At 46.2% G+C, this 24,108-nt stretch carries 22 protein-coding genes; all 22 read left to right on the forward strand.

All coding sequences use genetic code 11. The annotated features are described in order from the left end of the window. Positions 1-80 precede the first annotated feature (80 nt). The 22 genes from OU814_RS04105 (at position 81) to OU814_RS04210 (ending at position 24,106) form a co-directional block, all read left to right on the forward strand. Positions 81-914 carry an ABC transporter permease gene (locus tag OU814_RS04105; protein ID WP_268180724.1) on the forward strand — a complete coding sequence of 278 codons (834 nt, stop codon included), beginning with the start codon at positions 81-83 and terminating at the stop codon, positions 912-914. 6 nt (positions 915-920) lie between these two features. Further along, positions 921-2,111, forward strand: a complete 1,191-nt coding sequence (locus OU814_RS04110) for an ABC transporter ATP-binding protein (RefSeq protein ID WP_268180726.1) — start codon at positions 921-923, stop codon at positions 2,109-2,111. A 42-nt stretch (positions 2,112-2,153) separates the two neighbouring features. Beyond that, positions 2,154-3,128, forward strand: a complete 975-nt coding sequence (locus OU814_RS04115; protein WP_268180728.1) for a class I SAM-dependent methyltransferase — start codon at positions 2,154-2,156, stop codon at positions 3,126-3,128. Continuing rightward, positions 3,125-4,399, forward strand: coding sequence for a glycosyltransferase family 4 protein (locus OU814_RS04120; protein WP_268180730.1), 1,275 nt, complete (start codon positions 3,125-3,127; stop codon positions 4,397-4,399). The genes OU814_RS04115 and OU814_RS04120 overlap by 4 nt, the downstream gene beginning before the upstream one ends. A gap of 5 nt (positions 4,400-4,404) precedes the next feature. Then, positions 4,405-5,346 carry a glycosyltransferase family 8 protein gene (locus OU814_RS04125; RefSeq protein ID WP_268180732.1) on the forward strand — a complete coding sequence of 314 codons (942 nt, stop codon included), beginning with the start codon at positions 4,405-4,407 and terminating at the stop codon, positions 5,344-5,346. Positions 5,347-5,438: 92 nt separating this feature from the next. Next, the gene (locus OU814_RS04130) at positions 5,439-5,996 is read left to right on the forward strand and encodes an acyltransferase (protein ID WP_268180734.1); all 558 of its coding nucleotides are present in this window, start codon (positions 5,439-5,441) and stop codon (positions 5,994-5,996) included. Further along, entirely contained in the window at positions 5,993-6,931 is a 939-nt protein-coding gene (locus OU814_RS04135; RefSeq protein WP_268180736.1) for a glycosyltransferase, read from the forward strand. Before OU814_RS04130 ends, OU814_RS04135 begins: the two co-directional genes overlap by 4 nt. Before the next feature lie 51 nt (positions 6,932-6,982). Beyond that, positions 6,983-8,005: a glycosyltransferase family 2 protein gene (locus OU814_RS04140; RefSeq protein ID WP_268180738.1), complete on the forward strand. Its 1,023-nt coding sequence runs from the start codon at positions 6,983-6,985 to the stop codon at positions 8,003-8,005. Positions 8,006-8,010: 5 nt separating this feature from the next. After that, positions 8,011-8,985, forward strand: a complete 975-nt coding sequence (locus OU814_RS04145; protein WP_268180740.1) for a glycosyl transferase — start codon at positions 8,011-8,013, stop codon at positions 8,983-8,985. Next, entirely contained in the window at positions 8,982-9,797 is an 816-nt protein-coding gene (locus tag OU814_RS04150; protein WP_268180742.1) for a glycosyltransferase, read from the forward strand. The genes OU814_RS04145 and OU814_RS04150 overlap by 4 nt, the downstream gene beginning before the upstream one ends. A gap of 5 nt (positions 9,798-9,802) precedes the next feature. Next, a complete protein-coding gene (locus tag OU814_RS04155; protein WP_268180744.1) occupies positions 9,803-10,831 on the forward strand; it encodes a glycosyltransferase family 2 protein in 1,029 nt (342 codons plus the stop codon). 4 nt (positions 10,832-10,835) lie between these two features. Continuing rightward, positions 10,836-12,020, forward strand: a complete 1,185-nt coding sequence (locus tag OU814_RS04160; protein ID WP_268180746.1) for a glycosyltransferase family protein — start codon at positions 10,836-10,838, stop codon at positions 12,018-12,020. Next, complete coding sequence (locus OU814_RS04165) at positions 12,017-12,841, forward strand: exostosin domain-containing protein (protein ID WP_268180748.1); 825 nt, start codon at positions 12,017-12,019, stop codon at positions 12,839-12,841. Before OU814_RS04160 ends, OU814_RS04165 begins: the two co-directional genes overlap by 4 nt. A 420-nt stretch (positions 12,842-13,261) precedes the next feature. After that, positions 13,262-14,518 (forward strand): acyltransferase family protein, encoded by a 1,257-nt coding sequence (locus OU814_RS04170; RefSeq protein ID WP_268180750.1) that lies wholly within the window; start codon positions 13,262-13,264, stop codon positions 14,516-14,518. 2 nt (positions 14,519-14,520) lie between these two features. Beyond that, positions 14,521-15,801: a glycosyltransferase family 4 protein gene (locus OU814_RS04175; protein ID WP_268180752.1), complete on the forward strand. Its 1,281-nt coding sequence runs from the start codon at positions 14,521-14,523 to the stop codon at positions 15,799-15,801. Continuing rightward, on the forward strand, positions 15,798-17,012 hold the full coding sequence (locus OU814_RS04180) for a glycosyltransferase (protein ID WP_268180754.1): 1,215 nt from the start codon (positions 15,798-15,800) through the stop codon (positions 17,010-17,012). The genes OU814_RS04175 and OU814_RS04180 overlap by 4 nt, the downstream gene beginning before the upstream one ends. Further along, complete coding sequence (locus OU814_RS04185; RefSeq protein WP_268180756.1) at positions 17,009-17,776, forward strand: FkbM family methyltransferase; 768 nt, start codon at positions 17,009-17,011, stop codon at positions 17,774-17,776. Before OU814_RS04180 ends, OU814_RS04185 begins: the two co-directional genes overlap by 4 nt. Continuing rightward, positions 17,773-18,831, forward strand: coding sequence for a glycosyltransferase (locus OU814_RS04190; RefSeq protein WP_268180758.1), 1,059 nt, complete (start codon positions 17,773-17,775; stop codon positions 18,829-18,831). The genes OU814_RS04185 and OU814_RS04190 overlap by 4 nt, the downstream gene beginning before the upstream one ends. 524 nt (positions 18,832-19,355) lie before the next feature. Continuing rightward, the gene (locus OU814_RS04195; protein ID WP_268180760.1) at positions 19,356-20,078 is read left to right on the forward strand and encodes a glycosyltransferase; all 723 of its coding nucleotides are present in this window, start codon (positions 19,356-19,358) and stop codon (positions 20,076-20,078) included. Between the two features lie 139 nt (positions 20,079-20,217). Further along, positions 20,218-21,468, forward strand: coding sequence for a glycosyltransferase (locus OU814_RS04200; RefSeq protein WP_268180762.1), 1,251 nt, complete (start codon positions 20,218-20,220; stop codon positions 21,466-21,468). Continuing rightward, positions 21,465-22,949, forward strand: a complete 1,485-nt coding sequence (locus OU814_RS04205; protein ID WP_268180764.1) for a hypothetical protein — start codon at positions 21,465-21,467, stop codon at positions 22,947-22,949. Before OU814_RS04200 ends, OU814_RS04205 begins: the two co-directional genes overlap by 4 nt. After that, positions 22,946-24,106 carry a glycosyltransferase family 4 protein gene (locus OU814_RS04210; protein ID WP_268180766.1) on the forward strand — a complete coding sequence of 387 codons (1,161 nt, stop codon included), beginning with the start codon at positions 22,946-22,948 and terminating at the stop codon, positions 24,104-24,106. The genes OU814_RS04205 and OU814_RS04210 overlap by 4 nt, the downstream gene beginning before the upstream one ends. The last annotated feature ends 2 nt before the right edge of the window (positions 24,107-24,108 follow it).

Here is a 24,108-nt window from a genome sequence, read left to right on the forward strand (position 1 = left end):
GAAATTTCTCCTGACTTGCCTATCGCCTCCTGTATAAGAAAGAGAAATGGCATACCCGTGCTGTGATCCCTTCTGAATCTATGAGTAGTCCGCCCCCAGCCGAGTTAGTGATTTCCGCAAATCGAGTCGAACGTCAATATTGGCAAGACCTTTGGCGTTACCGAGAACTCTTATATTTCCTTGCGTGGCGGGATCTACTGGTGCGATACAAGCAAACCGCGATCGGCGTTGCCTGGGCACTGATCCGCCCCTTTATGACAATGGTTGTTTTTACCATCATCTTCAGCGGAGTTGCCAAACTTCCCTCAGATGGTGTCCCTTACCCCATTCTCGTCTTTGCGGGTATGTTACCGTGGCAATTCTTCTCAAGCGCTCTGGGTGACTGTAGCAATAGTCTCGTCGGCAGCGCTCACCTGCTCTCAAAGGTGTACTTTCCCCGACTCCTAGTGCCGATCGCGTCTGTGATTGTTAGTTTTGTAGACTTTCTGATCTCTGGGATCATTTTATTAGGGCTAATGGCTTGGTATAACTTTGTTCCAAGTTGGCGAATTCTGACTCTCCCGTTATTTATTGCGATCGCGTTTGCGGCAGCGACAGGAGCAGGGCTTTGGCTAGCGGCACTGATTGTGAGATACCGCGATTTGCGCTTTGTCGTGCCCTTTATCATTCAGTTCGGACTTTACCTCTCCCCAGTCGGCTTCAAGTCGAGCGTGATTCCAGAACAATGGCGACTGATGTATTCTCTCAATCCGATGGTTGGGGTGATCGATGGGTTTCGCTGGGCAATTCTAGGCGGTGATAGTGCGATCGAGCCTGTTGGATTTGTGCTCTCGCTCATCCTAGTCACGCTTATACTCTTCAGCGGCATTTGGTACTTCCGCAAAATCGAGCAAACCTTTGTGGACATTGTTTAATCTGATATGAGCCATCCGATCATTCGTGTTGAAAATTTAGGGAAGAAGTACACGCTCTCACATCAAGAAAAAGCCAGCACGTTTCGGGATGCTCTGACCCAACGACTGTCTAATCCTTTTCGGCGCTCTGCTTCAAAGCCAAATGGCGGTCAACTAGAAGAGTTTTGGGCGCTGAAAGATGTGTCGTTTGAGGTTCAACAAGGCGATCGGGTTGGGATCATCGGACGCAATGGAGCCGGAAAATCAACTTTGCTGAAAATTCTCAGCCGCATTACTGCCCCAACTCATGGTGAAATTCGGATCAAAGGCAGAGTCGCGAGCTTACTAGAAGTTGGCACGGGCTTTCATCCTGAATTGACCGGACGAGAAAACATTTTCCTCAACGGTGCAATCTTGGGAATGAGTAAAGCAGAGATTAATCGGAAGTTTGACGAAATTGTTGCGTTTGCAGAAGTAGAGCGGTTCATCGACACGCCTGTGAAACGATACTCTTCTGGAATGTATGTTCGCTTAGCTTTTGCAGTTGCGGCTCATTTAGAGCCTGAAGTGCTGATTGTTGATGAAGTTCTCGCAGTTGGTGATTCAACATTTCAACAAAAGTGTCTTGGGAAAATGGAAGATGTCTCAAAGAATTCAGGACGCACTGTGGTCTTTGTAAGTCACAATATGGCAACAGTTGAGAAGCTTTGCAATAAAGGTATTTTTCTAAAGCACGGGAATTTAATCGAAACAGCCAGCATTACTCAAGCGATACAATACTACATGGGTCAGATTGAATCTAATGTAGCCATCTTCAAAGATAGCCCGGTACGGAGAGCAACAGCGGATCAAGTCGGCAAAGTCATTGAAATTACTGCTGAGTACGAGCTTGATCGTGAAATTACTCTTCCTTCTCTAGGGTTTGTCATCTCTGACTATTTGGGTAATCCAATCCTCGGCTGTAACCCTGTTGTATCTCCACCCACTCAGCCTACAACTCCCAGCAAATCCGGCATCGTCAAGGCATCTATCCAATCTCCTAAGCTGCTGAATGGCACTTATCGAATCTCACTATGGTTTGGCGATGGAAGAAAGGACTTCTTTCATCAGCAAGACTGCCTAACGCTAGAGGTCATCAATATGGCAGATGTGAATCAGTTACCCTCTGCGCTGGTCGGTCCTGTATTCCCCACATGTCAATGGAGCTTTAGTTCCTAGGGATGAAGGTTTAGCTATCTCAATCTAACTTGAGGATTAAAAATGAGCATAACGATCGCGATCAAAAGTCCCATCACAGGTACAGACAATGTAATTCTAGAGAGAACAATAGATTGTGAACTCATCATTGCAACTTACCAGGATCAGCTCAATATCAATGTAGAGAAATATTTCACAAATTTACAGCACATAGAAATTTATCGCTGCTTAGACACTGGCTATCGTTTTTACTATCCATTCAATCTAGAAGGCGACAGCAACTTCTACGAAGCCTTGCAAGATATCCCTTGGTACTATGTAGATTGGAAATGGGAATTCAATTTAGCCAGCAAGCTGATTAGCAATAGTGATCGTGTGCTAGAAGTGGGAAGTGGACGGGGCGCTTTCCTTCGACATCTGAAAGAAAGGGGGATTACAGCAACAGGACTTGAACTCAACGAACAAGCGATCCAATCTGCACAGAGCATAGGATTAGATATGCGGAATCAGACGATTCAGGAATGTTCTGTCCTACAATCTGGGCATTATGATGTGGTCTGCTCTTTCCAGGTTGCAGAGCATATTAGTCACGTTAGATCTTTTATTCAAGCTTCTGTGGATGCGCTAAGAGTCGGTGGAAAGCTGATCATTTGTGTTCCTAACAATGACTCATTTGTTCGGCATGAATCAGTCTGGATTACGAATATGCCGCCCCATCATATGGGATTATGGGGCAAAGCAGCTTTACAAAATCTCGAAAACGTCTTCCCATTAAACTTAGAGAAAATTTATACTGAGCCTCTAACGACATATGCCTGGTATTACTACCTGCAAACACAGCAACTATTAGCAAAACTGCCAAATCATCGAGTGGTTCAAAGAGTTGCGCGTATAGGCGTATCAGTTCTGCGTAGTCCGTCATTAAAGATTCTTCCACTATGCGCTCCATTCATTCCTGGTCATTCAATCCTAGCTGTATACAAAAAGATTAGTAGAGACGCACAGCTTTCTACTGCTGAGGAGTGTATGGCTCTATGAAAGTTACTTTCTGCACATATGATGCGCCTACGTTTACCGGGGGACCAAATTCCTGGCTTAGAAGGCTTTTGCCTACTCTAAGAACATTAGGAATTGAATCAGAGGTTTTATTCTTTATAAATAGCCCATTGCCTGCGGACTGTCCCTGTTTGTCGGCACTGAGAAAGCAAGGTTTCACCTGTCACTCATTTCCCTTTCAATCTACAACACCGCAGCAAGTTCGTTGGATTCTGTCAAAGCTGAAGCAAAACCCACCAGATATTTTTGTCCCAAACCTCATTGTAGGAGCATTGTATGCTAGTCGATGGGTTAAGGAAGCAGGTATCCCGACCGTTGGCGTTTTACATTCCGACGATGATTTTTATACAGGAGTAACCCAGGAGTTCATCTTTGGTGAAGAAGTTTATCAACTTTCCGCAGTGGTCTGCGTTTCGGATTTCCTGACACAAACCGTTTTGAATTCAGGACGCACCACGAGTGTAGTTATCAAAATTCCCTGCGGTGTTCCAGTACCCTCTGTTATAGCTCAAAAACCGACTAATAGCCTCCGCCTTATCTACCTTGGACGCTTAGTTGAGGAACAGAAGCAGATTTCAAAACTGACTTCCGCTCTATGTCGCGCGTTGCGCTCAGTTCCCAACACAGAGGCACTTATTTTCGGAGAGGGACCTGCAAAAGCAAATGTTCAAGCCCTTCTTTCCTCTGAGGGAAAAGGACTACCGATCTGTCTAGGCGACTTTGTAGATAATTCAAAAATTCAAGACGTACTAGCAAAAGCCCATGTTCTGGTATTGTTATCAGATTATGAAGGGCTACCTGTGGCACTGATGGAAGCAATGGCTTGTGGAGTGGTTCCAGTCTGTCTCAACATCCGCAGTGGCATTACAGAATTAGTTGAACATGATGTGACTGGGCTGCTCGTGAACAATCGAGAAGAGGAGTTTATTGCGGCAATTAGACATATTGCCACTGAGGCGGGATGTTGGGAACGTCTTTCTCAAGCCGCTCGCGCTAAAGTGGTGAGTTCCTACGCTAATGATTCCTGTGCATCTGATTGGGCAGACCTTTTCTTCACACTTCAGCAGAAAGCATCAACGAAACAGTCTCTAGTTTGTCCTAAAGCGTTAACTCTTCCTGCTTCTAACCCCTTGTTAGCATCATTCGATCGACGCGACTCTTCTTGGTGGACGGACATCACTCAACGGTTGCGGCGGCAAGTGAATGCATTTAGGAAAATTAGTCTGCGCTTGATCACCAATAACTTCATTTGATGTTTATGCACCTTTCAACTCTTCCATCTCCCATTAACATTGTTTGCACGATCGACAATCACTACGCCCAACATTGTGCAGTCATGTTGGCATCGCTGTTTCATCACAATCCGAAGCGACAATTCAGAGTCTTTCTGATCACAGATGGACTGGAGATGAGTATTTGGGAGCGGCTTGAACAGTTTTTGCAAGATCAAAAGCAAGAATATGAGCTAATTCAAATCGATAGAACTGCGTTAGGAGATGCTCCTGTGACGCACCATATTTCCCTCGCAACTTACTTTCGTCTGTTCATTCCCGAAGTTCTGCCTCAGACCCTTCAGAAAGTTCTCTTTCTCGATGTTGATATGATTGTTCGCAAATCCATTGATGAACTTTGGGACAAAGATATCCATGCATTTAGCCATGCGGCAACGATCGCGGCAGGCATGGATGAATATCCTGAGCAAATTGGTCTTCCAAGAAATTCGCTGTATTTTAATGCAGGATTATTGTTAATCAATCTTGAGGCTTGGCGCAACCTTCGAGTGTTCGATCGGGGTTGTGAGATCATTCGCCAAAGTTCAGATCGAATTACTTGGTGGGATCAAGATGTTCTCAACATTCTGCTGCACGATCACTGGATGCCGCTAGATTTACTTTGGAATGCTCAACCCTTTCTCTACAGCGAAGAGTTCCACCAGCGCCCGCAAGCACTCTATAAATTGTTTCAGAGTGCAACTGCGATCGCTGAACCTGCAATCGTGCATTTTGTTGGAGGCGGCAGTGCTAAACCCTGGCATTTCTACTGCACTCATCCATTCAAGGACGACTACCGCAAGTTTTTGAAGAAGACTCCTTGGCAAAACACACCCCTGATTTGTCAGCCTGACTTAGTTACGCAGATGCGATTTCGCTTAGGGTTGGGTAGCAAAGCTCGCAAGTTGCTCAGAGGCAGTTCAATTTAATCGAGTATTTCCCTGATGCGATTTCGCTTAGGGTTGGGTAGCAAAGCTCGCAAGTTGCTCAGAGGCAGTTCAATTTAATCGAGTATTTCCCTATGCTTCAACGACTTCTCAACCAGCAAGATAAGCTCTCAGCGCTTTGGCAGCAACTTCACCTTGGTCAGGTCGGGGTTGAAGTACATCCTTCTTGTCTCATCAAAGAGCAAGTGAAAGCGAAGCTAGGATCCGCCAATGGAGCACGCGGACAAATTCAACTCGCTCAGCAGGTACAGTTAGAGCAGGGCGTATTACTACACGCTTGGGGAGGCAGAATCACGATTTCCGAAAACGTCTTCATTGGGCCATATACGGTCATTTATGGGCATGGCGGCGTAACAATCGGAAAGGATTCACTGATCGCGATGCACTGTCGCATTCTCTCTTCTAATCATACGATTCCTGATCGATCTCGCAGAATTCGTTGGGAATCGGATGTCCATCTGCCAACGACGATCGGGGAAGATGTTTGGCTCGGTGCGGGTGTGACCGTGTTAGGAGGCGTAACGATTGGAAATGGTTGTGTCGTAGGAGCAGGAGCAGTTGTGACGAAAGATTTGCCACCTTATTCGATCGCAGTAGGTGTTCCTGTAAAAATCGTGAGGACACGAGCATGAATCCCCTGATTTCAGTCATCATTCCCACGCATAATCCGAATCTCGCACGACTTGAGCGTACGATCGCGGGATTGCGATCGCAGTCTCTGCCGAATACTCAGTGGGAACTTCTGATTGTTGATAATGCTTCCGATTGCCCGATCGAGATCGATACAGATTGGCATCCAAATGTCCGCATTATTCAGGAAAATCAGCTTGGACTCACCCGCGCCAGACTGGCTGGAATTCAAGCAAGTCGAGGACAGTATCTCGTCTTTGTCGATGATGACAATGTGCTAGAGGCGAACTATCTCAACCAAATTGTTGACATTTTTCAAGCGCATTTCACACTCGGCGCGATCGGTGGCAAGTCGCTGCCAGAATTTGAAATCGAACCAGAACCTTGGGTTAAAGCATTTTGGGGATGTTTAGCACTCCGCGACTTAGGAGAGACAGAACAAGTTTACTTCTATGACCCCAAAACCGGAGACACAAAGCAGTATCCAGATTTTGCGCCGATCGGGGCAGGAATGGCACTCCAGAGAACAGCCGCACTCCAATATGTTCAGACCATTGTTGATAATCCTGCTCGATTGGCACTTGATCGTACCGGACGCAGCTTACAGTCAGGCGGAGACTGTGATATCAATCTCACATTGATCAATCTGGGCTGGGGTGTGGGGTATTTTCCGCAACTCGAACTCACCCATCTCATCTCTGCCAATCGATTAACAAAAGCGTACTTAGCACGATTGAATCGGTCGATCGCGAAATCGTGGATACAAGTGCTGGATGCACATCAGATTCGACCTTGGCGCAAGATTTCGCGCTGGAGCGTGTTTCTCAGACAACTTAAAGCATTTGTGTCTTATCAACCTTGGAAAAGTCCGATTGAGTACATTCGCTGGCAAGGAGCATGTGGAGCTTTTGAAGGACAAAGCCTACTGCCTGACTGAATCAACCAAGGTTCCAAACTGATGTTGTTATCCTCGCCCCCCGGAAAGACCATGATGCTTGATTTATCAATAATCATTCCTGCCTACAATCGAGCAGAACTGCTGCGACAGACGCTTTGTAGTCTCAATCAAGCCTTGCAAACCCTCAGAGCCGAAATCATTGTGGTTGATGATGGCTCAGCAGAACCTTTAGAAGAACAGCTATCCGGTACGATCGATTTTCCAGTACGCTTCATTCGCCAATCGAATCAGGGATCGCTAATCGCTCGAAATCATGGGTTAGCTCATGCGATCGGCAAATATGTGTTTTTCATTGATTCGGATGATCAGGTTCATCCAGACAAGTTTCGGGTTCAAATTGCTTGTCTTGAGAAGCATCAAGCAGATGTTTGCTACTCGGATGAATGTGTCGCAACCATCAATGCTGAGCAGTCTACACTCTCGATCATAGGTGAGCGATCGCTCCCGTTTACTCCTGATCCGGTTGAACTCTATCTGAAAATCCAACCCACTCCAGGCAATCTGATTTTTCGGAGAGAGTACATCACCCAGCACTTTACCAATCCAATCGTGCCACCACAGCGATCGTTATCCCCGGTTGGAGACATTTGGATTTACTACAATCTGATGATTTATCCTGCCAAAATCGTCAAAGTCGATCAGCCTTACACGATCTACATTCAGCACGAGCAAGATCGCTACTCAAATTGTTGGGAAGCGACCGGAATTGCTTCATTATTGATGACACTGATCTTTCTCAAGCATTGTCCGAATCAAGAGTCTACCCTGCCTGTTCGTAGACAGATTGGCGAGTCTGCTCTCGTGTCATGGCGCAAACTGCCGCGAAATTTTCATGCTGAGTTTGAATCAAAAGTTTTAGAAATCTGGAAAACTGCGCCACCAACCTCGATCGAGAATTTAGGCGGTCGTCTTTTCCAAAAGCTCGCCAAACTCATTGGCATCGAAAATACAGCAAGACTACTCAGGCGGATTCAACGACCAGACTATTCCAAGATTCAAACCCTCGATCGTCAAACACTCAACACGCTCATGCAACCTCTCTCGAATCTCTAACTTCCATGATGACCAGCACCCCCAATCAAAATTTGCGCCAATTGTCAAAACAGTTAAAACTGGGTGTGTTGTTCTATCGCCTGTACTACGCACCCAAAGGTTTTGTGACCTCGCTCATGCGTGAAGGACTCCTCGATCGTGCAATCAACAACAAAGCCAGAGCGCAAATGGAGAGAGCAGCCTATGGTTTAAAACCCTTACCAATTTCCACTGCTCCAGCGTTTGACATTCACTTTCTCACAGGGAAAAGATTCTGGTATCAGACTTGTTTCTGTGCCTATTCAATGGCGCAATATAGTCCGATTCCGCTTCGTCCTGTGATTCATGATGATGGTTCTTTAGCACAAGCTTACCAAGACGAACTGCACCGCATTTTTCCGAATGTCCAAATTATCTTGCATTCAGAAATTGAAGACCGCATTGAATCTTATCTGCCGATTGCGAAATTTCCTTCTCTACGAGAGCGACGATCGAACTATCCCCACATGCGGAAGATCACAGACATCCACGCAGGTTCAACTGGCTGGAAGCTCGTTTTAGATTCAGATATGTTGTTCTTTCGCTCTCCAACTTTACTGACAGACTGGCTACAATCTCCGCAGCATCCATGTCATATGATTGATATTGAGCCATCGTATGGCTACTCCAGAACACTCATGACCGAACTCGCTCAGGCATCGATCGCGGATCAACTCAATGTTGGCATCTGTGGGCTAAACAGCAATGAGATCGACTGGGAGCAGCTAGAGTTTTGGTGCAAAACACTGATTGAACAGCAGGGAACACATTACTACCAGGAACAAGCCTTAGTCGCAATGCTGATGGCGGGAAAATCTTGCACGATCGCACCCATACAGGACTACATTGTGAAACCCGATCGCGAAGAAGCGATCGATCCCCAAGCGGTCTTACACCACTATGTTGCAGACTCTAAGCCTTGGTATTTCCGTTATGCCTGGAAACATATTGCTGCACTATGAAAGATACAAATAAAGTCATTCAAGGGTTATGGATTGGAGGAGAGCTTTCTATAATGGAACAGCTTTCGATTCAGTCCTTTCTTCAGAACGGTCATGAGTATCACCTCTATACTTATGAGCCTGTTAAAAATATCCCAAAAGGCACGATCGTGAAAGATGGGCGCGAGATTTTGTCTAGCGATCGCATTTTCACTTATCAATCTGGCTTTGGTAAGGGCAGTTATGCAGGCTTTGCTGATCTGTTTCGCTTCCATCTGCTGTACCAAAAAGGTGGATGGTGGGCTGACACAGATGTCATCTGCCTCAAGTTTTTCGATTTTTCGCCCGCGCATGTTATTTCATCAAGCTACGAGGCACAGTGGGGAGATTGTGCGAATACTTGCGTTTTGAAAGCTCCTACTGGCAGTAGCCTGCTAGCCTACCTAATTGAAAAATGCGAAGAGAAAGAAGCAAACGAGATTGGATATGGCGATATTGGTCCCATTTTGCTACAAACTTCAATTCGCGAATTGCACTATGAAGATGCTATTGTTTCTTCTAAAGCTTTTTGTCCGATTAGTTGGAGAGCTGTTGACAAGATTGTTCGCCACGATTCTGTTCTCACTCCACAAACATTTGTTAAAGCCGTTAAAGCTCAAATTCGCCCGATCGTTCGTCCCTATACCAACCCAGGGCGAGTGACTCATAAGAGCTATGCACTCCATTTATGGAATGAAATTTGGCGACAAAATCAGATCGATAAAAACGCGACGTATAGCCCTAATTGTTGGTACGAACGACTCAAACGCCGCTACTCTGTCTCACCTGCATAACTCCCATGAAACCGCTCGTTTCGATTCTGATTCCTGCTTATAACGCCGAAGAATACTTAGCAGAAACACTCGATTCTGCTCTCGCACAGACTTGGGACAATCTTGAAATCATTGTTGTCGATGATGGCTCTCAAGACAATACATTGGCGATCGCGAAACAATACGAGTCGAAGATTGTCAAAATCATTCACCAATCGAATCAAGGGCAAAGTGCCTCTGAGAATCGAGCACTCGAAGCGGCTCAGGGTGACTTTATCCAGTACCTAGATGCAGATGACTTACTGGCTCCCGATAAGATCGAGCGGCAAATTCAACTTCTTGGAGATAGCAACTCCCCCTATGTTACAGCAGGAGAATGGGCGCGGTTTTATCACACCCCAGCAGAAGCCCGCTTTATCCCTCAAGTTCTTTGGGCAGATTTTTCACCGATCGATTGGCTAGTCACAGCTTGGGAGGGAAGCTACATGATGCACGGAGCCGCTTGGTTGATTCCTCGGACTATTTCAGATCGAGCAGGCGGATGGAATGCAAATCTCTCGCTGATTAATGATTTTGAGTACTTTAGCCGGATTCTACTTGCCAGTGAAGGCGTAAAGTTTTGTTGGGGGGCGAAAACCTACTACCGTTCTGGTAGTTCCGAGAACCTCAGTGGATCAACATCTTATGCGGCTTGGAAATCAGCAGTTCTATCGATGAAGCTTGGTACTCAACATTTGCTCTCAGTCGAAAACAGTCCCCGCACTCGCCAAACCTGTGCTAATGCCTTGCAAAGTTTAATTTATACCATCTATCCCGATGCTCCAGATTTAAGACAGAACTTAGACCAGCAGATTCAGCAACTCGGAGGCTCAAATCTTCCTATGCCAGGAGGTCCAGCACTACAGATTCTATGTTGTTTGGTGGGATGGCAACGTGCTAAATCCCTACAAAAGCAAATCTATCACTATGGATATCAAAAGCTTGCTCTGGGTTGGCGATTTTCACAATGGACACAGAAACTGGCGTATCAAGCTCGCACCGGGAATGAGGAGTAACACGATGCGAATTTTCCTAAGTTGTCAGCAATCTCAAGTTCGCCACCCTGTTCCAGCGTATGGATTTTGGCAGACTTACCTTAAAGCTGGGATTGAAGAAGCTGGACATATCTGGACAGATGATGAAGCGATCGATTGGGCTGAAGGACTCGTTTATTCTGATCCTCAAGACCTGAAACAGTGGCGAGATCGCGTTTGGAGCCGTGCGATCGATATCATTCGACAACAACACCAACAACAGCAAATTGATCTGTTTCTCAGCTACCTGTTTCCCAAACAAGTTGAGCCGAGTGCAATTCGCGCAATTCAAGAGCTTGGAATCCCTTGCGTCAATTTCTTTTGTGATAATGTCCGGCAACTGCGCCAAGTTCCGCGATCGTTCTATCCGTTTGATCTCCACTGGGTTCCGGAGTATGCGGCTTTAAAACTTTATCAACGGGCAAAGCTCAACTATCTCTATGCGCCAATGCCCGTCTGGATTGCGGCTGAGCAACGGACTTGGAACCATTCTGAAATTGACAGTGTAAGCTTTATCGGCTCTTACGATATTCAACGTGCAGCATTGCTTGACCAGGTGATCAAGTTAGGCGGCGAAATCGAACTGCGAGGTGCAGGATGGAGTTCTGAACTGACTGCCAAATCTTTATTTGAACCGAAGAGTCGCTGGCAGACCTTGAGGAATCAATGGCAGTTTATTGCGGAACAAGGGGCTTCAGCTTGGATCAGAAAGCTCCAAAGCCGATCAATTCCTGGTATTCCAAGCTCTACATTCTCGGCTTGGGTAAAACCTCAACCGGATGCAGAAGCCTACATCGAGATTCTTCAGAGAAGTCGCATTACTTTAGGCATTAACCGCTATCCCAGTTTTCACTATTCCTTCACTCAGCCGCATACTTATTCTCGAATGCGAGACATTGAAGCACCGATGATGGGTGCGTGTTACCTTACTGAGTGGGCAGAAGGCTTAGAGCACCTCTACGAACTAGGCGAGGAGATTGAAACTTATCGAACGGCTGAAGAGCTAGTTGAAAAAATTCAGCATCTCAATGCCGATCCTGCAAAACGACGAACAATCAGGCAGAAAGGACAACGACGTGCTCTTTCAGATCATACGATCGCTAAAAGTTTAAACAAAATTCAGGTGCATCTGGGACTGACCGAGCAAAAATCTTTCTTAGCCCTATCATGAAGATCTTTTTCCCTAGCGATCACTGTCCAGAACTGTGGCAGCGGCAAAAGATTGAGCAGTTTGTCGCAGACCTAAAACGGCAAAGTCGAACGGTTGCTCCCCAATGTCACGAGGTCGTTTCTCATATAGAAGCAGCCGATATTTTTGTATTTGCGACTCATGTTGCAGGGTTTGATTTGTTCAACTCTAATTTTTACTTTGATCTTAGACATCATCCGCTTGTGAAACAGTTCCCCAATCGCTGTGTTCTCTGGGATGATAAAGATTTTCCGCTCCCAATCCTGCCAGGACTATACGCTTCACTGCATCAACGGGATTTTGACTCGCGAGAACATCGATCGTTTTGCTATTCCTCTGCTACGAATCCCTACATTGAGGAGCATGTTCAGCGCAATGATATTCAGCCTGATTTGCTCGTTAGTTTTGTCGGGTCGATTTCGTCACCGATTCGAGCCAGATTGTTTGAAATCGACTTTCAGCGATCGGATGTGTTCATTCAGAAGAGTCTGAATCTTTGGGATGGACTATTAACCGACGATCGACATCAAGATTTACAGATTGAATATGCGAAGCTACTCTTGCGAAGTCGCTTTGTTCTCTGTCCAAGAGGGAATGGAGTCTCTTCTTACCGACTGTTTGAAACCATGCAGGCAGGTCGAGTGCCAGTCATTCTTGCAAAAGGTTGGGTCTTTCCTGAAGGGTGCAATTGGGAGAAGTTTTCACTACGCATCGATGAACGTCAGATTCATCAACTTCCACAGCTTCTGGCTCAATACGAACCTGAAGCTCAAACAATGGGTGTACTGGCTCGAAAAGCCTAGGAGACTTGGTTTGATCCAGCCATTCGAGTTCATGCGATCGGGAAGCTAATCCAATCGATCCAACAGGCCTGTCCTCAGCGATCGTATTTCTGGCGAAGCTGGCAGCAACGATTGATCATCGCTCGATATGTGAGCCGTCATCGAAAAGGACAACTACAACGGCAGATTCATCGACAAATCGGAACGCTTTTATCCGCTTTTATCCAAAGTCACGAAATCAGGGCATTGACTGATACGAATTTGATCTTTCATCGCCACAGATTCTTGCCCCCCTGCCTACGGCACTCCCCCTTGCCAACGTGGTATTTCTGCTTCCCTCCTTGCTAAGGAGGGGTTGGGGGAGGTCAGAGATCTGTCGCACTTAAAAATCGATTTGGTATGACATTTCTCATTCACCTACGTTCAGCCAAAGTCGCGCTTATGATTACTAACCCACGCTTAAAGGAATTCCAGCTTTTCAGTCCATTTGTGCCTGATTCATCGAATCGCATCCGTCGCGCTTTTGATTGGGCACTTGAAGGGTTACGAGGATATGCTGCGCTTGCTGTTGGGTTTTATCATGTGCTCGGTCCAGAGCTTGATCCAGGATTTCAGCCCAATCGCCTTTGGGGATATCTTAATCCAGGTCCAGCCTGTGTTTTACTCTTTTTTGTACTTTCTGGATACGTCATTGGTTTAACCACAACGGCTGATTTCTCGCGTCAGGAAATGATTCGCTATCTTATCCGTCGCACGATTCGACTCGTACCAATTTATTGGATTGCGATCGTCTGTTCGATTCCCTTTGCAACTGGAGATAGTTGGGGAACCATCCTTGGCAATGCGCTCTTCCTACAAGGGCTTACCGTCCCTGTCATTACTGGAAACGGTGCATTGTGGAGCTTGAGTTATGAAGTCGTATTTTACTTACTCTTTCTCCTCATTTGGTGGCTGAGACCGAAAGTGATTACAGTTTTTGCGATCGCTACTGGATTGTGCTTACTCGGATGGCTGATTCCATCTTCAGCGTTTGGGATACAAATTCTAGCAAGTTTCTCGACCGGGTTCTTGTTTTGGCTCGTGGGCTTGTGGCTGGCTTGGAAAGTCGAACCGTCTTCTGATCAAAAGCAAATTCCTCTATTCAGTTATCTCTGTTTGTTTATCGCATTTTTCCACGTTCGACCCTTTGGAATTTTGTTTCAAGTTTTAGGGTGGTCTAATTCCCACATTGGGCGTGTCAACTTAGCGACGGTTGGATGGTTGCCAATTTGTCTATTGCTAATTGCGGGCGTTGCACGTCGAGAATTTCCCGGATTTAAGTGGCTGCAATTGATTTGTTTATTGGTTCCGATCACTAATCTGATTCCAATCATTCTGAAAGGTCGTCTGTTTCAGCAAGATTTTTGGATTTTACTGGCAGTCATTTCGCTACTCGCAATCGCGCTTTGGCGAGTCCGAATTTCTCCTACTATTCTGAAAATCTTTGCTCCAATTGGACAAATTTCTTATGCGTTTTATGTCATTCATTTACCTGTGATGGAAGCAATTCAGCAATTCTTTCCCATTCAAGGAACGCTCTGGAGCTATTTGCTGCGATTGATTATTTGGTTCGGACTCTCGATCGGGTTGTCGATTCTACTAGAGCGAATTCTACAGCCCATGATTCGCAAAAAACTCACCCCACTGCTGATCTGTTGAACATGACTGCTGCTCTCAATACCATTACCCTCGCCCATCCCGCTCCCACCCCATTTGTGCAACAAGTGGGACGAGCACTCTATGAAGCAAATCTTCTCAGTCAATTCGCAACGACGATCGTTTATCGCCCGGATCGCGGTCTGACCAGAACATTGACAACCTTGAGCGATCGTATTCACTTCGATCTCGCAAAACAACTCTCTCGCAGAGCCATCACAGAGTTTCCGCTGACTCTAGTCAAAGACAATCCTTGGTACGAAATTTTGCAACTATGTATCGGTCGAGTGGATCGCGATCGACGAGTCAGCGATTGGTTTTTTCATCGTGGGCTGAATGCTTACGATCATTGGGTTGCTCAAGAAACAGTGCGCTCGAGTCAGGCAGTTTATGGATATGAAACGGCTTGCCTTGCGACATTTGAGGCATCAAAACAAAAGGGAATTGCTTGTATCTATGATGTTCCAGCACCAGAACATGAATTTGTCGAAAATCTACTTTCTCAGGAACTTCAGCGCTATCCCGAACTAGAAACTCCCTACCGCAAATATGTGAAACAGCGACAGGCAGAACGCACACAGCGACGTAGACGAGAATGGGAACTTGCAGATGTCGTGATTGCAAATTCTGAATTTACGAAAGCGTCTTATGCTGCAGCTGGATTAGATGTGACAAAAGTTCGAGTCGTTCCTTATGGTGCACCACCTGTAAACTTAGCGGCAGTGAAAGAACCACGATCGCAGTCTACTCCGATACAGTTTTTATGGGCAGGAACCTTCAGTATCCGCAAAGGAGCACATTATTTACTTCAGGCATGGCAACAACTACAACCCCAGCACGCTCAGCTCCAAGTTTTGGGATCAATGGGATTACCTGCTACCTTAACAGCTGATCTTCCTGACTCTGTCCACCTTTCTGGAACCGTACCGCGCACAGTGCTTTACGAACGATATCGACAAGCGGATGTCCTTGTTTTCCCCACACTCTGCGATGGATTTGGAATGGTTGTGACCGAAGCACTTGCTCAAGGCTTACCTGTGATTACGACCGATCGAGCAGGTGCAGCGGATTTGATTCAACAGGGAGTGAATGGACTAATTGTTCCCGCAGGTGATCCTGACGCGCTGGCAGAAACATTGAACTGGTGTATGACTCATCGTTCAGAACTGCAAGCGATGCGCCAAGCTGCTTTGGAGACTGCCGAAAAATGGCAATGGTCAGATTATCGTCGATCGCTGATTGAGAACTTACGAGATGGGTTGAGTGCCGCAGGATTTACGCTATGAAGCGAGTGTGTTTAGTCAGTCCTGGTCATGTTGGCTCTAATCCTCGATTGGTAAAAGAAGCAAATAGTCTTCATACGGCAGGGTATCAGGTGCGAGTCGTAGCGGGAGATTACATGGCAGAAGTCCGCCCATTAGATGCCGCAATCTTATCTAAGGCAGAGTGGTCTTGGGTGCAAGTCGGACTTGGATCTCTCATCGACTATTCCAGCCGTCGAATTCGCCAAGAACTAGCTCGCAAGATTGTTCAGAAAATGCCTCATCTGCCTTGGGCAGTCTGGGCGCATAGTCCAATGAGCGATCGACTTGCAAAAGCGGCAATGGCAGAACCCGCTGATCTCTATATCGCTCATTGTTTAGCGGCTCTTCCTGCGGTTGCGATCGCGGCTAGACATCACAAGGCTCGTTTTGGATTTGATGCGGAAGATTTTCACACGGGCGAACTAGAAGATACTCCCGAAAACCAGGCAGAAATTCAAATTCGCGATCACATTGAACGCACTTTATTGCCTCACTGTGATCATCTCACCGCAGCTTCACCCAGGATCGCAGATGCTTATGTAAAACGATACGGGGTTGAGATGGAGCCGATCTTAAACGTTTTTCCTTTATCTGAAGCCCCGGATTCGTCACCAAAACAGTCCAGACCCGTTCCTTCTCTCTATTGGTTCTCGCAGACGATCGGAGCAGGGCGAGGCATTGAAGCGATCGTGCAGGCAATGGGGCAGATGCAAACGCCTGTCGAGCTACATTTGCGCGGAATTCTCGCCAATGGCTATCGAGATCAACTGATGCAGTTAGCAGAGACCATGAACTTGTGCGATCGCATTCACTTTCTTCCGTCTGCTCCACCTCCAGACATGATCAAACTTGCTGCACAACATGACATTGGTTTGTCGCTAGAACTGACCACTCCTCGCAATCGCGATCTGTGTCTGACTAACAAAATTTTTACCTATCTGTTAGCAGGGTTACCCGTGCTCATGAGCATAACGCAAGCACAGCTAGAATTATCCCGACGACTCGGATCTGCCTCTGTATTAATAGATGTCCATAATCCAACCAAAATCGCGAACACGCTCGATCACTGGCTATCGAACCGGGATCACTTGACTCAAGCTCGTCAGCAGGCTTGGCAGTTAGGGCAAAGCCACTATAACTGGGAGATCGAACAGCATCGCTTTTTATCTGTTGTCCACCGAGCACTGCTATGAACTTTTCTGGAATTTCCTATCAATCTCCCCTTGGTAAACTGCTACGATCGCCGTTACAGTGGTTGCCTAAAGAGATGCAAATGACGATTTTACAAGGCAAGCTCAAAGGCAAACGCTGGACAGTTGGATCGAGTCAGCATGGTTGCTGGTTAGGAAGTTACGAATACGATAAGCAGCAATTGTTAGAACAGACGATTGCGGCAGGCAGTATTGTGTTTGACTTGGGTGCGCATGTAGGATTCCACACCCTGTTAGCTTCGGCGCTCGTAGGTTCATCCGGTCGTGTCTTTGCATTCGAGCCGATGCCGAAGAACTTACACTATTTGAAACAGCACTTAAAGATGAATCAGATTCAGAATGTCACCGTGATTGAGGCTGCCATTTCTGATACCGATGGAGTTGCATCATTTGATCTAGCTGCAAGTAGTTTTCATGGACATTTAGCTGCACAAGGTAGCTTACAAGTCAGAACTATCAGTCTAGATAGTTTACTGAATCAAGGCGAAATTCCTCTGCCTGATTACATCAAAATGGATGTTGAAGGTGCGGAAGTTGCTGCATTACAGGGAATGAGAACAATTCTAGAGCAAGCACATCCTACGATCGTATTAGCAACCCACGGTGATGAGATTCAGCAACAGTGCCGCGAGTTATTAACGGCGATAGGATATCAGTTTCAGGTCATTGGGGATAAACCGCTAGAGAGTGCTGACGAGTTGCTGGTTTATCATCCTAGCCGGGGCGTTCACAGAGTTTTGCAATGAGAATTTTACTAACGGCTGATCCTGAACTTCCAGTTCCACCCACACTGTATGGAGGAATTGAGAGAATTGTTGATTTGTTGATTACGCAACTCAAACAGCGTGGACATACGGTTGGATTAGTCGCGCACCGAGATTCAAACACGCTTGCCGATCGACAATTTGTCTGGAAAGGGCAACGATCGCAGGACAAATTAGATGCGATTCAGAATACTTTGCTGCTCAAATCAGCGATTCGTGACTTTCAACCGGATCTCATTCATAGCTTTTCGCGCATTCTCTACCTACTCCCACTACTACGATCGACGATTCCCAAAATTATGTCGTATCAGCGCTATCCCAGTGCACGAACCACGAGTTGGGCAGTTAAACTGGCTGGAGAATCGCTGACCTTCACAGGCTGTAGTGAGTATATTTGTCGAGCAGGTCGCGCTTCTGGGGGCATCTGGCATCCGATTCACAACTGTGTAGAACTCGAGAAATATACCTTTCGTCCTACTGTGGATGAAGATGCGCCGCTTGTGTTTTTGAGTCGAATTGAACGAATTAAAGGAGCACATACGGCGATCGAGGCGGCTCGGAGATCGAATCGTCGTTTACTGATTGCTGGAAACTACAGCACAACTGGAGAAGCAGGACAGTACTGGCGCGAAGAGATTGAGCCGCATTTAGGTAAAGACGGGATTGAGTATGTCGGTGCGGTAAATGACCAGCAGAAAAACGAATTGCTCGGTCAGGCAGCCGCGATGATCGTCCCGATCGAGTGGGATGAACCTTTTGGAATTGTATTTACCGAAGCCTTAGCCTGTGGAACCCCTGTGATTTCTTGTCCACGGGGGGCACTCCCGGAGATTGTGCGTCCAGGAATAGATGGCTTTTTGATCGATTCAATCGAGGCAGCATGTGATGCGATCGCACAAGTTTCAAAGCTCGATCGATCAAAGTGCCGTCAACGAGTCGAACAATGCTTTGCTGCACCTGCGATCGTCACTCAATATGAACAGCTTTATCAACAACATGCTCAATTTAAGAACTTGAGGCAGAAACAGCAATGCTGAAATTAGAGAATGCAAAGAAAATCGTGGTCTCATTCATTGAATTAATGATCCGCGAAAGAAGACTGCCATCCAGACTGACTGAAAATAAAGGTGTCCAGTTTTTTGGTTTTTTACTAGCGACTCTACAGCACCGACTTCGCCCAATTCCTACAGATGACGTGATTGTTGCTCAAATTTCGGGAATACAAAAACGCTATATTTATCAAGTTCTAAGGATTTTAAGTCTAACTTACTCGCAAGTTATCTTCGTGTGGAATTTTAGTCTAGAGAACTATGTTGATTTAGGACAGGAAGGAAGAAGATTATTTAAGATTAAGAACCTGAAGATAATTTCACCTGCTTCAAAAATACCGAAATCGAAAGTCACTTTAACAACACATTTGATCGACAACCACATATCACATGAAGCGCCAAAGATAATTTTAGAAACAGATGTCTCACAAATCCCCCCAAACGACTCTTTGATGCTGCCGTACAGTGTCCATCCTACTTTTCTTGAAGGATTTGAAGATTTCAAGCACCAAATGACTCAACTGCGTCTTCATCCTCGATCTCTGTCTCTGTTCTTTTCAGGTGCAGTCGGCTTTGTGACCGATAAACATCTTGTAGAACGATACTATGGCGTACCATCACGCGATCGAAGTATTGAATTCTTAATTGAGCAGTCTAGTCGTCTCAATCTTCGTGTGATTTCTAACTTTCAAGAACGTCGATCGCTAGTAACCAAGACCGAACAGTATACGAATTACTCTGGTGTTTTCTGCACCTGTAAGGGGATTGTCAATCAATGGCTTTCTGAGTTAGCCAGTGCTAATTTCTTCTTGGCATTGCCAGGAGGATATATGCTAATGTGCCACAATCTCATCGAAGCAATGGCAGTCGGCACAATCCCCGTTCTGTCTTATGAAGATTGGCTCGCACCGACGCTGGTGCATGGGCAGAATTGCTTGACTTATCGAACACTAGAAGAACTACCTGCGCTCATTGATACAATCAATCAAATGGATCAAAGCGCCATTGCAAAAATGCGGCAAGCCGTCATCGATTATTACGATCGCTATCTCTCTCCAGATAACATTGCCCAGTTTCTCCGTAGTTATCAAGGGGCCCAACTCCATCTATTTATCAATCACGAAGATGCAGAAACACTGAAAAACGTTATCGATACCTCAGTTCTTCAACAAGGTGGAACGCTTCAAAATCAACTACGTCCTTTAACTCAAAATCTCACTCAGAACAGAGTATAAATTTATCCTGATGGAACCGCATATCCGCCGTATCTATAGGTGGTGTTTTCCGTGATGGAGATATGCTTTGGCTCGTCGAGTTCTAATAGTCAGCCCTCATTTTCCGCCCTTTAATGCGCCAGATCATCAGCGGATTAGAATGTCTTTGCCGTATTTTGAGGCTTTTGGCTGGAACCCGTGGATTTTAACCGTCGAAACAGAAACGATTGGAGGAACAAAAGATCCGTGGTTGCTGAGAACAGTGCCAGAAACGATACCCATTACGCAGACGCCAGCACTTCCGATCAAGCTCACACAACGAGTCGGACTGGGAAATATTGGATGGCGATGCTTGCCGTATTTTCTGCAAATGGGCGATCGCTTAATCAAGGAACAGAAATTTGACCTGATCTATTTCTCCACGACCGTATTTTTAACCATGGGACTTGCAGCCCGATGGCAACGAAGATTTGGTGTTCCTTATGTTCTAGATTTTCAAGATCCTTGGCGCAGTAACTATTATCAGAATGCTCCCACTACCAAGCGCCCCGGTGGACGATTCAAATACGGATTTGCTCAAACGGTTGCGAAGACTCTAGAACCTAGAGCCATGCGCCAGGTGAGTCATGTGATTAGCGTTTCGGCTGCCTATCCTCAAACCTTGAAACAACGCTATTCATGGCTGAGAGATGACCAGTTTACCGTGCTCCCGTTTGGTGCACCAGAAGCGGATTTTGAACAATTACCGACTTTGGGAATCAAGCAGCGTATCTTTGATCCTAAGGATGGGAAACGGCATTGGGTCTATGTGGGACGCGGTGGAGCAGACATGGCATTCTCACTCCGATCGCTCTTTTCCACCATTCGACAAGAACGCGATCGCAATCCTGAAGTCTGGAAATCAATTCAACTTCACTTTGTCGGAACAAGCTACGCAACCGATGATCGGGCTGAGAAAACGATCGAGCCGATTGCTCAGGAACTTGGTATCAGTGATTTAGTTCGAGAACATACGGAACGAATTCCCTACTTTGAAGCACTCCAAACGTTAGTAGACAGCGATACAATTGTGCTGATTGGCTCAGACGATCCGAGCTATACCGCCTCTAAGCTTTATCCCTGCATTCTCGCTCGTAAGCCGATTCTGGCGATCTTTCACGAGGCAAGTTCCGTCGTTTCGATTCTGCGATCGACCCAAGCAGGACAAGCCGTGACCTTTAATGCCCAAACCACTTGCGAACAGTTGCAACCTGCAATCGCACAAGCACTCAATACTTTGATCGCTTTACCTCGTTCGTTTCAGCCCGCTACAGATTGGTCTGCGTTTGCACCTTACACCGCTAAAGAAATGACGCGGCAACAATGTGCCATCTTCGATCGTTGTCTTCTACCTACTCCAGTGCCCTCATGACCCAAGCTGCTCTCGAATCTTTTCCCGTCCAACTCTCTCGCCAACGCCACGACCAACTGCTGAGTGTGTTTTGGTGTGGTGCGATCGCGATTTTATTGTATGAAATTTATGGAGTGCAGACCGGATCGATCTGGAGCCAGGCGAGTGCCATCTTGATTACGATCGTCTCATTGATCCCGTTCTACTTGTGGTGTTCGGGTCGAGTGTTAGGAATGCCAGTCTTTCCGATGTTCGCTCTGACCTTTGTTTGGACTTATGCTTTTCCATTGATTAGCAATCATCCGGTTGTGATCACGTATACGCCTCAGAGCCATCTATTTGCTGCTGTAACTGTTGCAGGAACGCTTTTACTTGGCGCTTGGGTGTGGTATCGATTTGTCACGGCTATTCCCCCACAACCGAGCTACTATCGTGCTTTAGGAGTTCGGAAAGGAGATCAATTTTTTCTCGTTGCTCTTGCCTCTAGCGTTGTCTTTAATATCTGTAATGCGGCAGGATGGATCACGATTACAGGTCCGCTCTTTTCGATTATTCGGAATTCAACGTTAGGACTGACTGCAATTTCTACCTTTGTGCTGTGTTATCGTTTCGGCGCTCAGTCACTGTCTCGACGGCAAATCACGCTCCTAATCGGGCTAATTTTAAGCTTTGTTTTGACCGATGCGTTGAGCTTCCTCTTAATTGGAACGGCTTCAATTTCCATGATCGCGATCTCAGCTTACACGATCGGACGAAAAAAAGTGCCGATCATTGCGATCGCGGTTTTCTTTGCGTTGCTGACGTTTCTGAACTATGGCAAAGCAGATATGCGAGGAAAATACTGGTTTTCGGATGTTCAGCCGAACGTGGTTCCTTGGGAATATCCAGCCTTATATAGGGAATGGATTGATTATTCTTGGAAATTTGTTCAGAAGCGAGAAAAGAAGGAAACTGAGGAAGATCGATCGTTTACAGAACGTGCCAGTGTCATCCACATGCTGCTGCTCGCACAAAATCTTAGTCCAGAAAAGCTGCCTTATCTCAATGGTGCAACTTACGCGATTATTCCTCAGATTCTAGTTCCTCGAATCTTTGTTGAAAATCGCATTCGGAGTCAGGAAGGAACTCACATGCTAAGCGTTCACTATGGACTACAAACCGAGGAAGCAACCCAAGTGACTTCGATTTCTTGGGGATTGTTAGCAGAGGCTTACGGTAATTTTGGCTTGCTCGGCTGTGCAGGACTCGCGATCGTGTTAGGCGCATTCTATGGAAAGGCAACACAATTAAGCATTAATGCACCACTCTTATCCATCCGATCGCTCTTTACAATTCTGTTAGTGACGTTTGCTTTTCAAACCGAATGGACGGCGGGAACTTATCTAGCAGCATTGGCACAAGCGAGCTATCTTCTGTTAGGAATTGCGATCGTCTTTATGGAAAACTATCGCGTTCCACCTTCTGCGATCGTGGCATTTCTGGAGGCTTCAAGACTCGAATGAAACGCCTCGCGATTATTACTTCTCACCCCATTCAGTACTACGCTCCTTGGTTTCGGCACCTTAGTACAGTGTTTGCTGTTCGAGTGTTTTATCTATGGGATTTTGGTGTCACTAAAACGCTGGATCAAGGATTTCAGCAGGCAATTCAGTGGGATATTCCATTGCTCTCAGGCTATGAGTATGAGTTTGTGCCGAATATCAGTTCTGATCCAGGAACCCATCATTTTTGGGGCTTACAAAATCCATCTTTACTCGCGCAAGTGAAGCAATACCAACCGGATACAGTATTGCTGATGAACTATAACCATGCCAGTTTGTATCGATTCTTGTGGAGTTGGACAGATACACCGCTTTTGTTTCGCGGCGACTCGCATCGATTGATCCCCGCAACTGGGCTGAAAGCAACTGTGAGACGACAGATCATCTCCACGATCTATCGTCGGTTCGCAGCTTGTTTGTATGTGGGGAAAGCAAACTATGAGTACTTTCGGTTTCATCGGGTTGCTCCAGAGCGATTATTTTTCTCACCTCATGCGATCGACAACGATCGATTCATTTCACAAGCCGCTCAAAATCAAGCGATCGATTGGAAACAACAGTTAGGGATTCCACTGGATCATTCAGTCATTCTGTTTGCCGGAAAGTTTGAACCAAAAAAACGTCCGCTCGATCTTCTACACGCCTTTCTCAAAGCCAACCTTTCTCAAGTTGCGCTCTTGTTTGTGGGAGCAGGATCGCTAGAAGCCGAACTGAAAACCACTGCTGCAAGTCACCCGAATATTTACTTTGCACCGTTTCAGAATCAAAGTCAGATGCCGCGAACTTATGCGATCGCAGATGTGATGGTGTTACCGAGCTATGGTGCTTGGGAAACGTGGGGTCTTGCGGTCAATGAAGCGATGTGCCTTGAATGTCCAGTGATTGTCAGTTCTCATGTCGGCTGTGCTCAAGACTTAGTGACTCCGTTTGAAACAGGGTTGATGTTTCCGGCAGGAGATGTCCAAGCTTTGGCTGAATGTTTACAGGAAGCATTTTCGGATCGCGATCGACTTAAAACCTGGGGCAAAAATAGCAGGACTCGGATTACTCAATATTGCTATGAAACTGCAACTGCTGGCTTGCAGACTGCCATGACTACACTGCTTCCTGAAACATAGGA

The sequence above is a fragment of the Leptolyngbya sp. GGD genome, assembly GCF_026735145.1.
GTDB lineage: Bacteria > Cyanobacteriota > Cyanobacteriia > Leptolyngbyales > Leptolyngbyaceae > Leptolyngbya > Leptolyngbya boryana.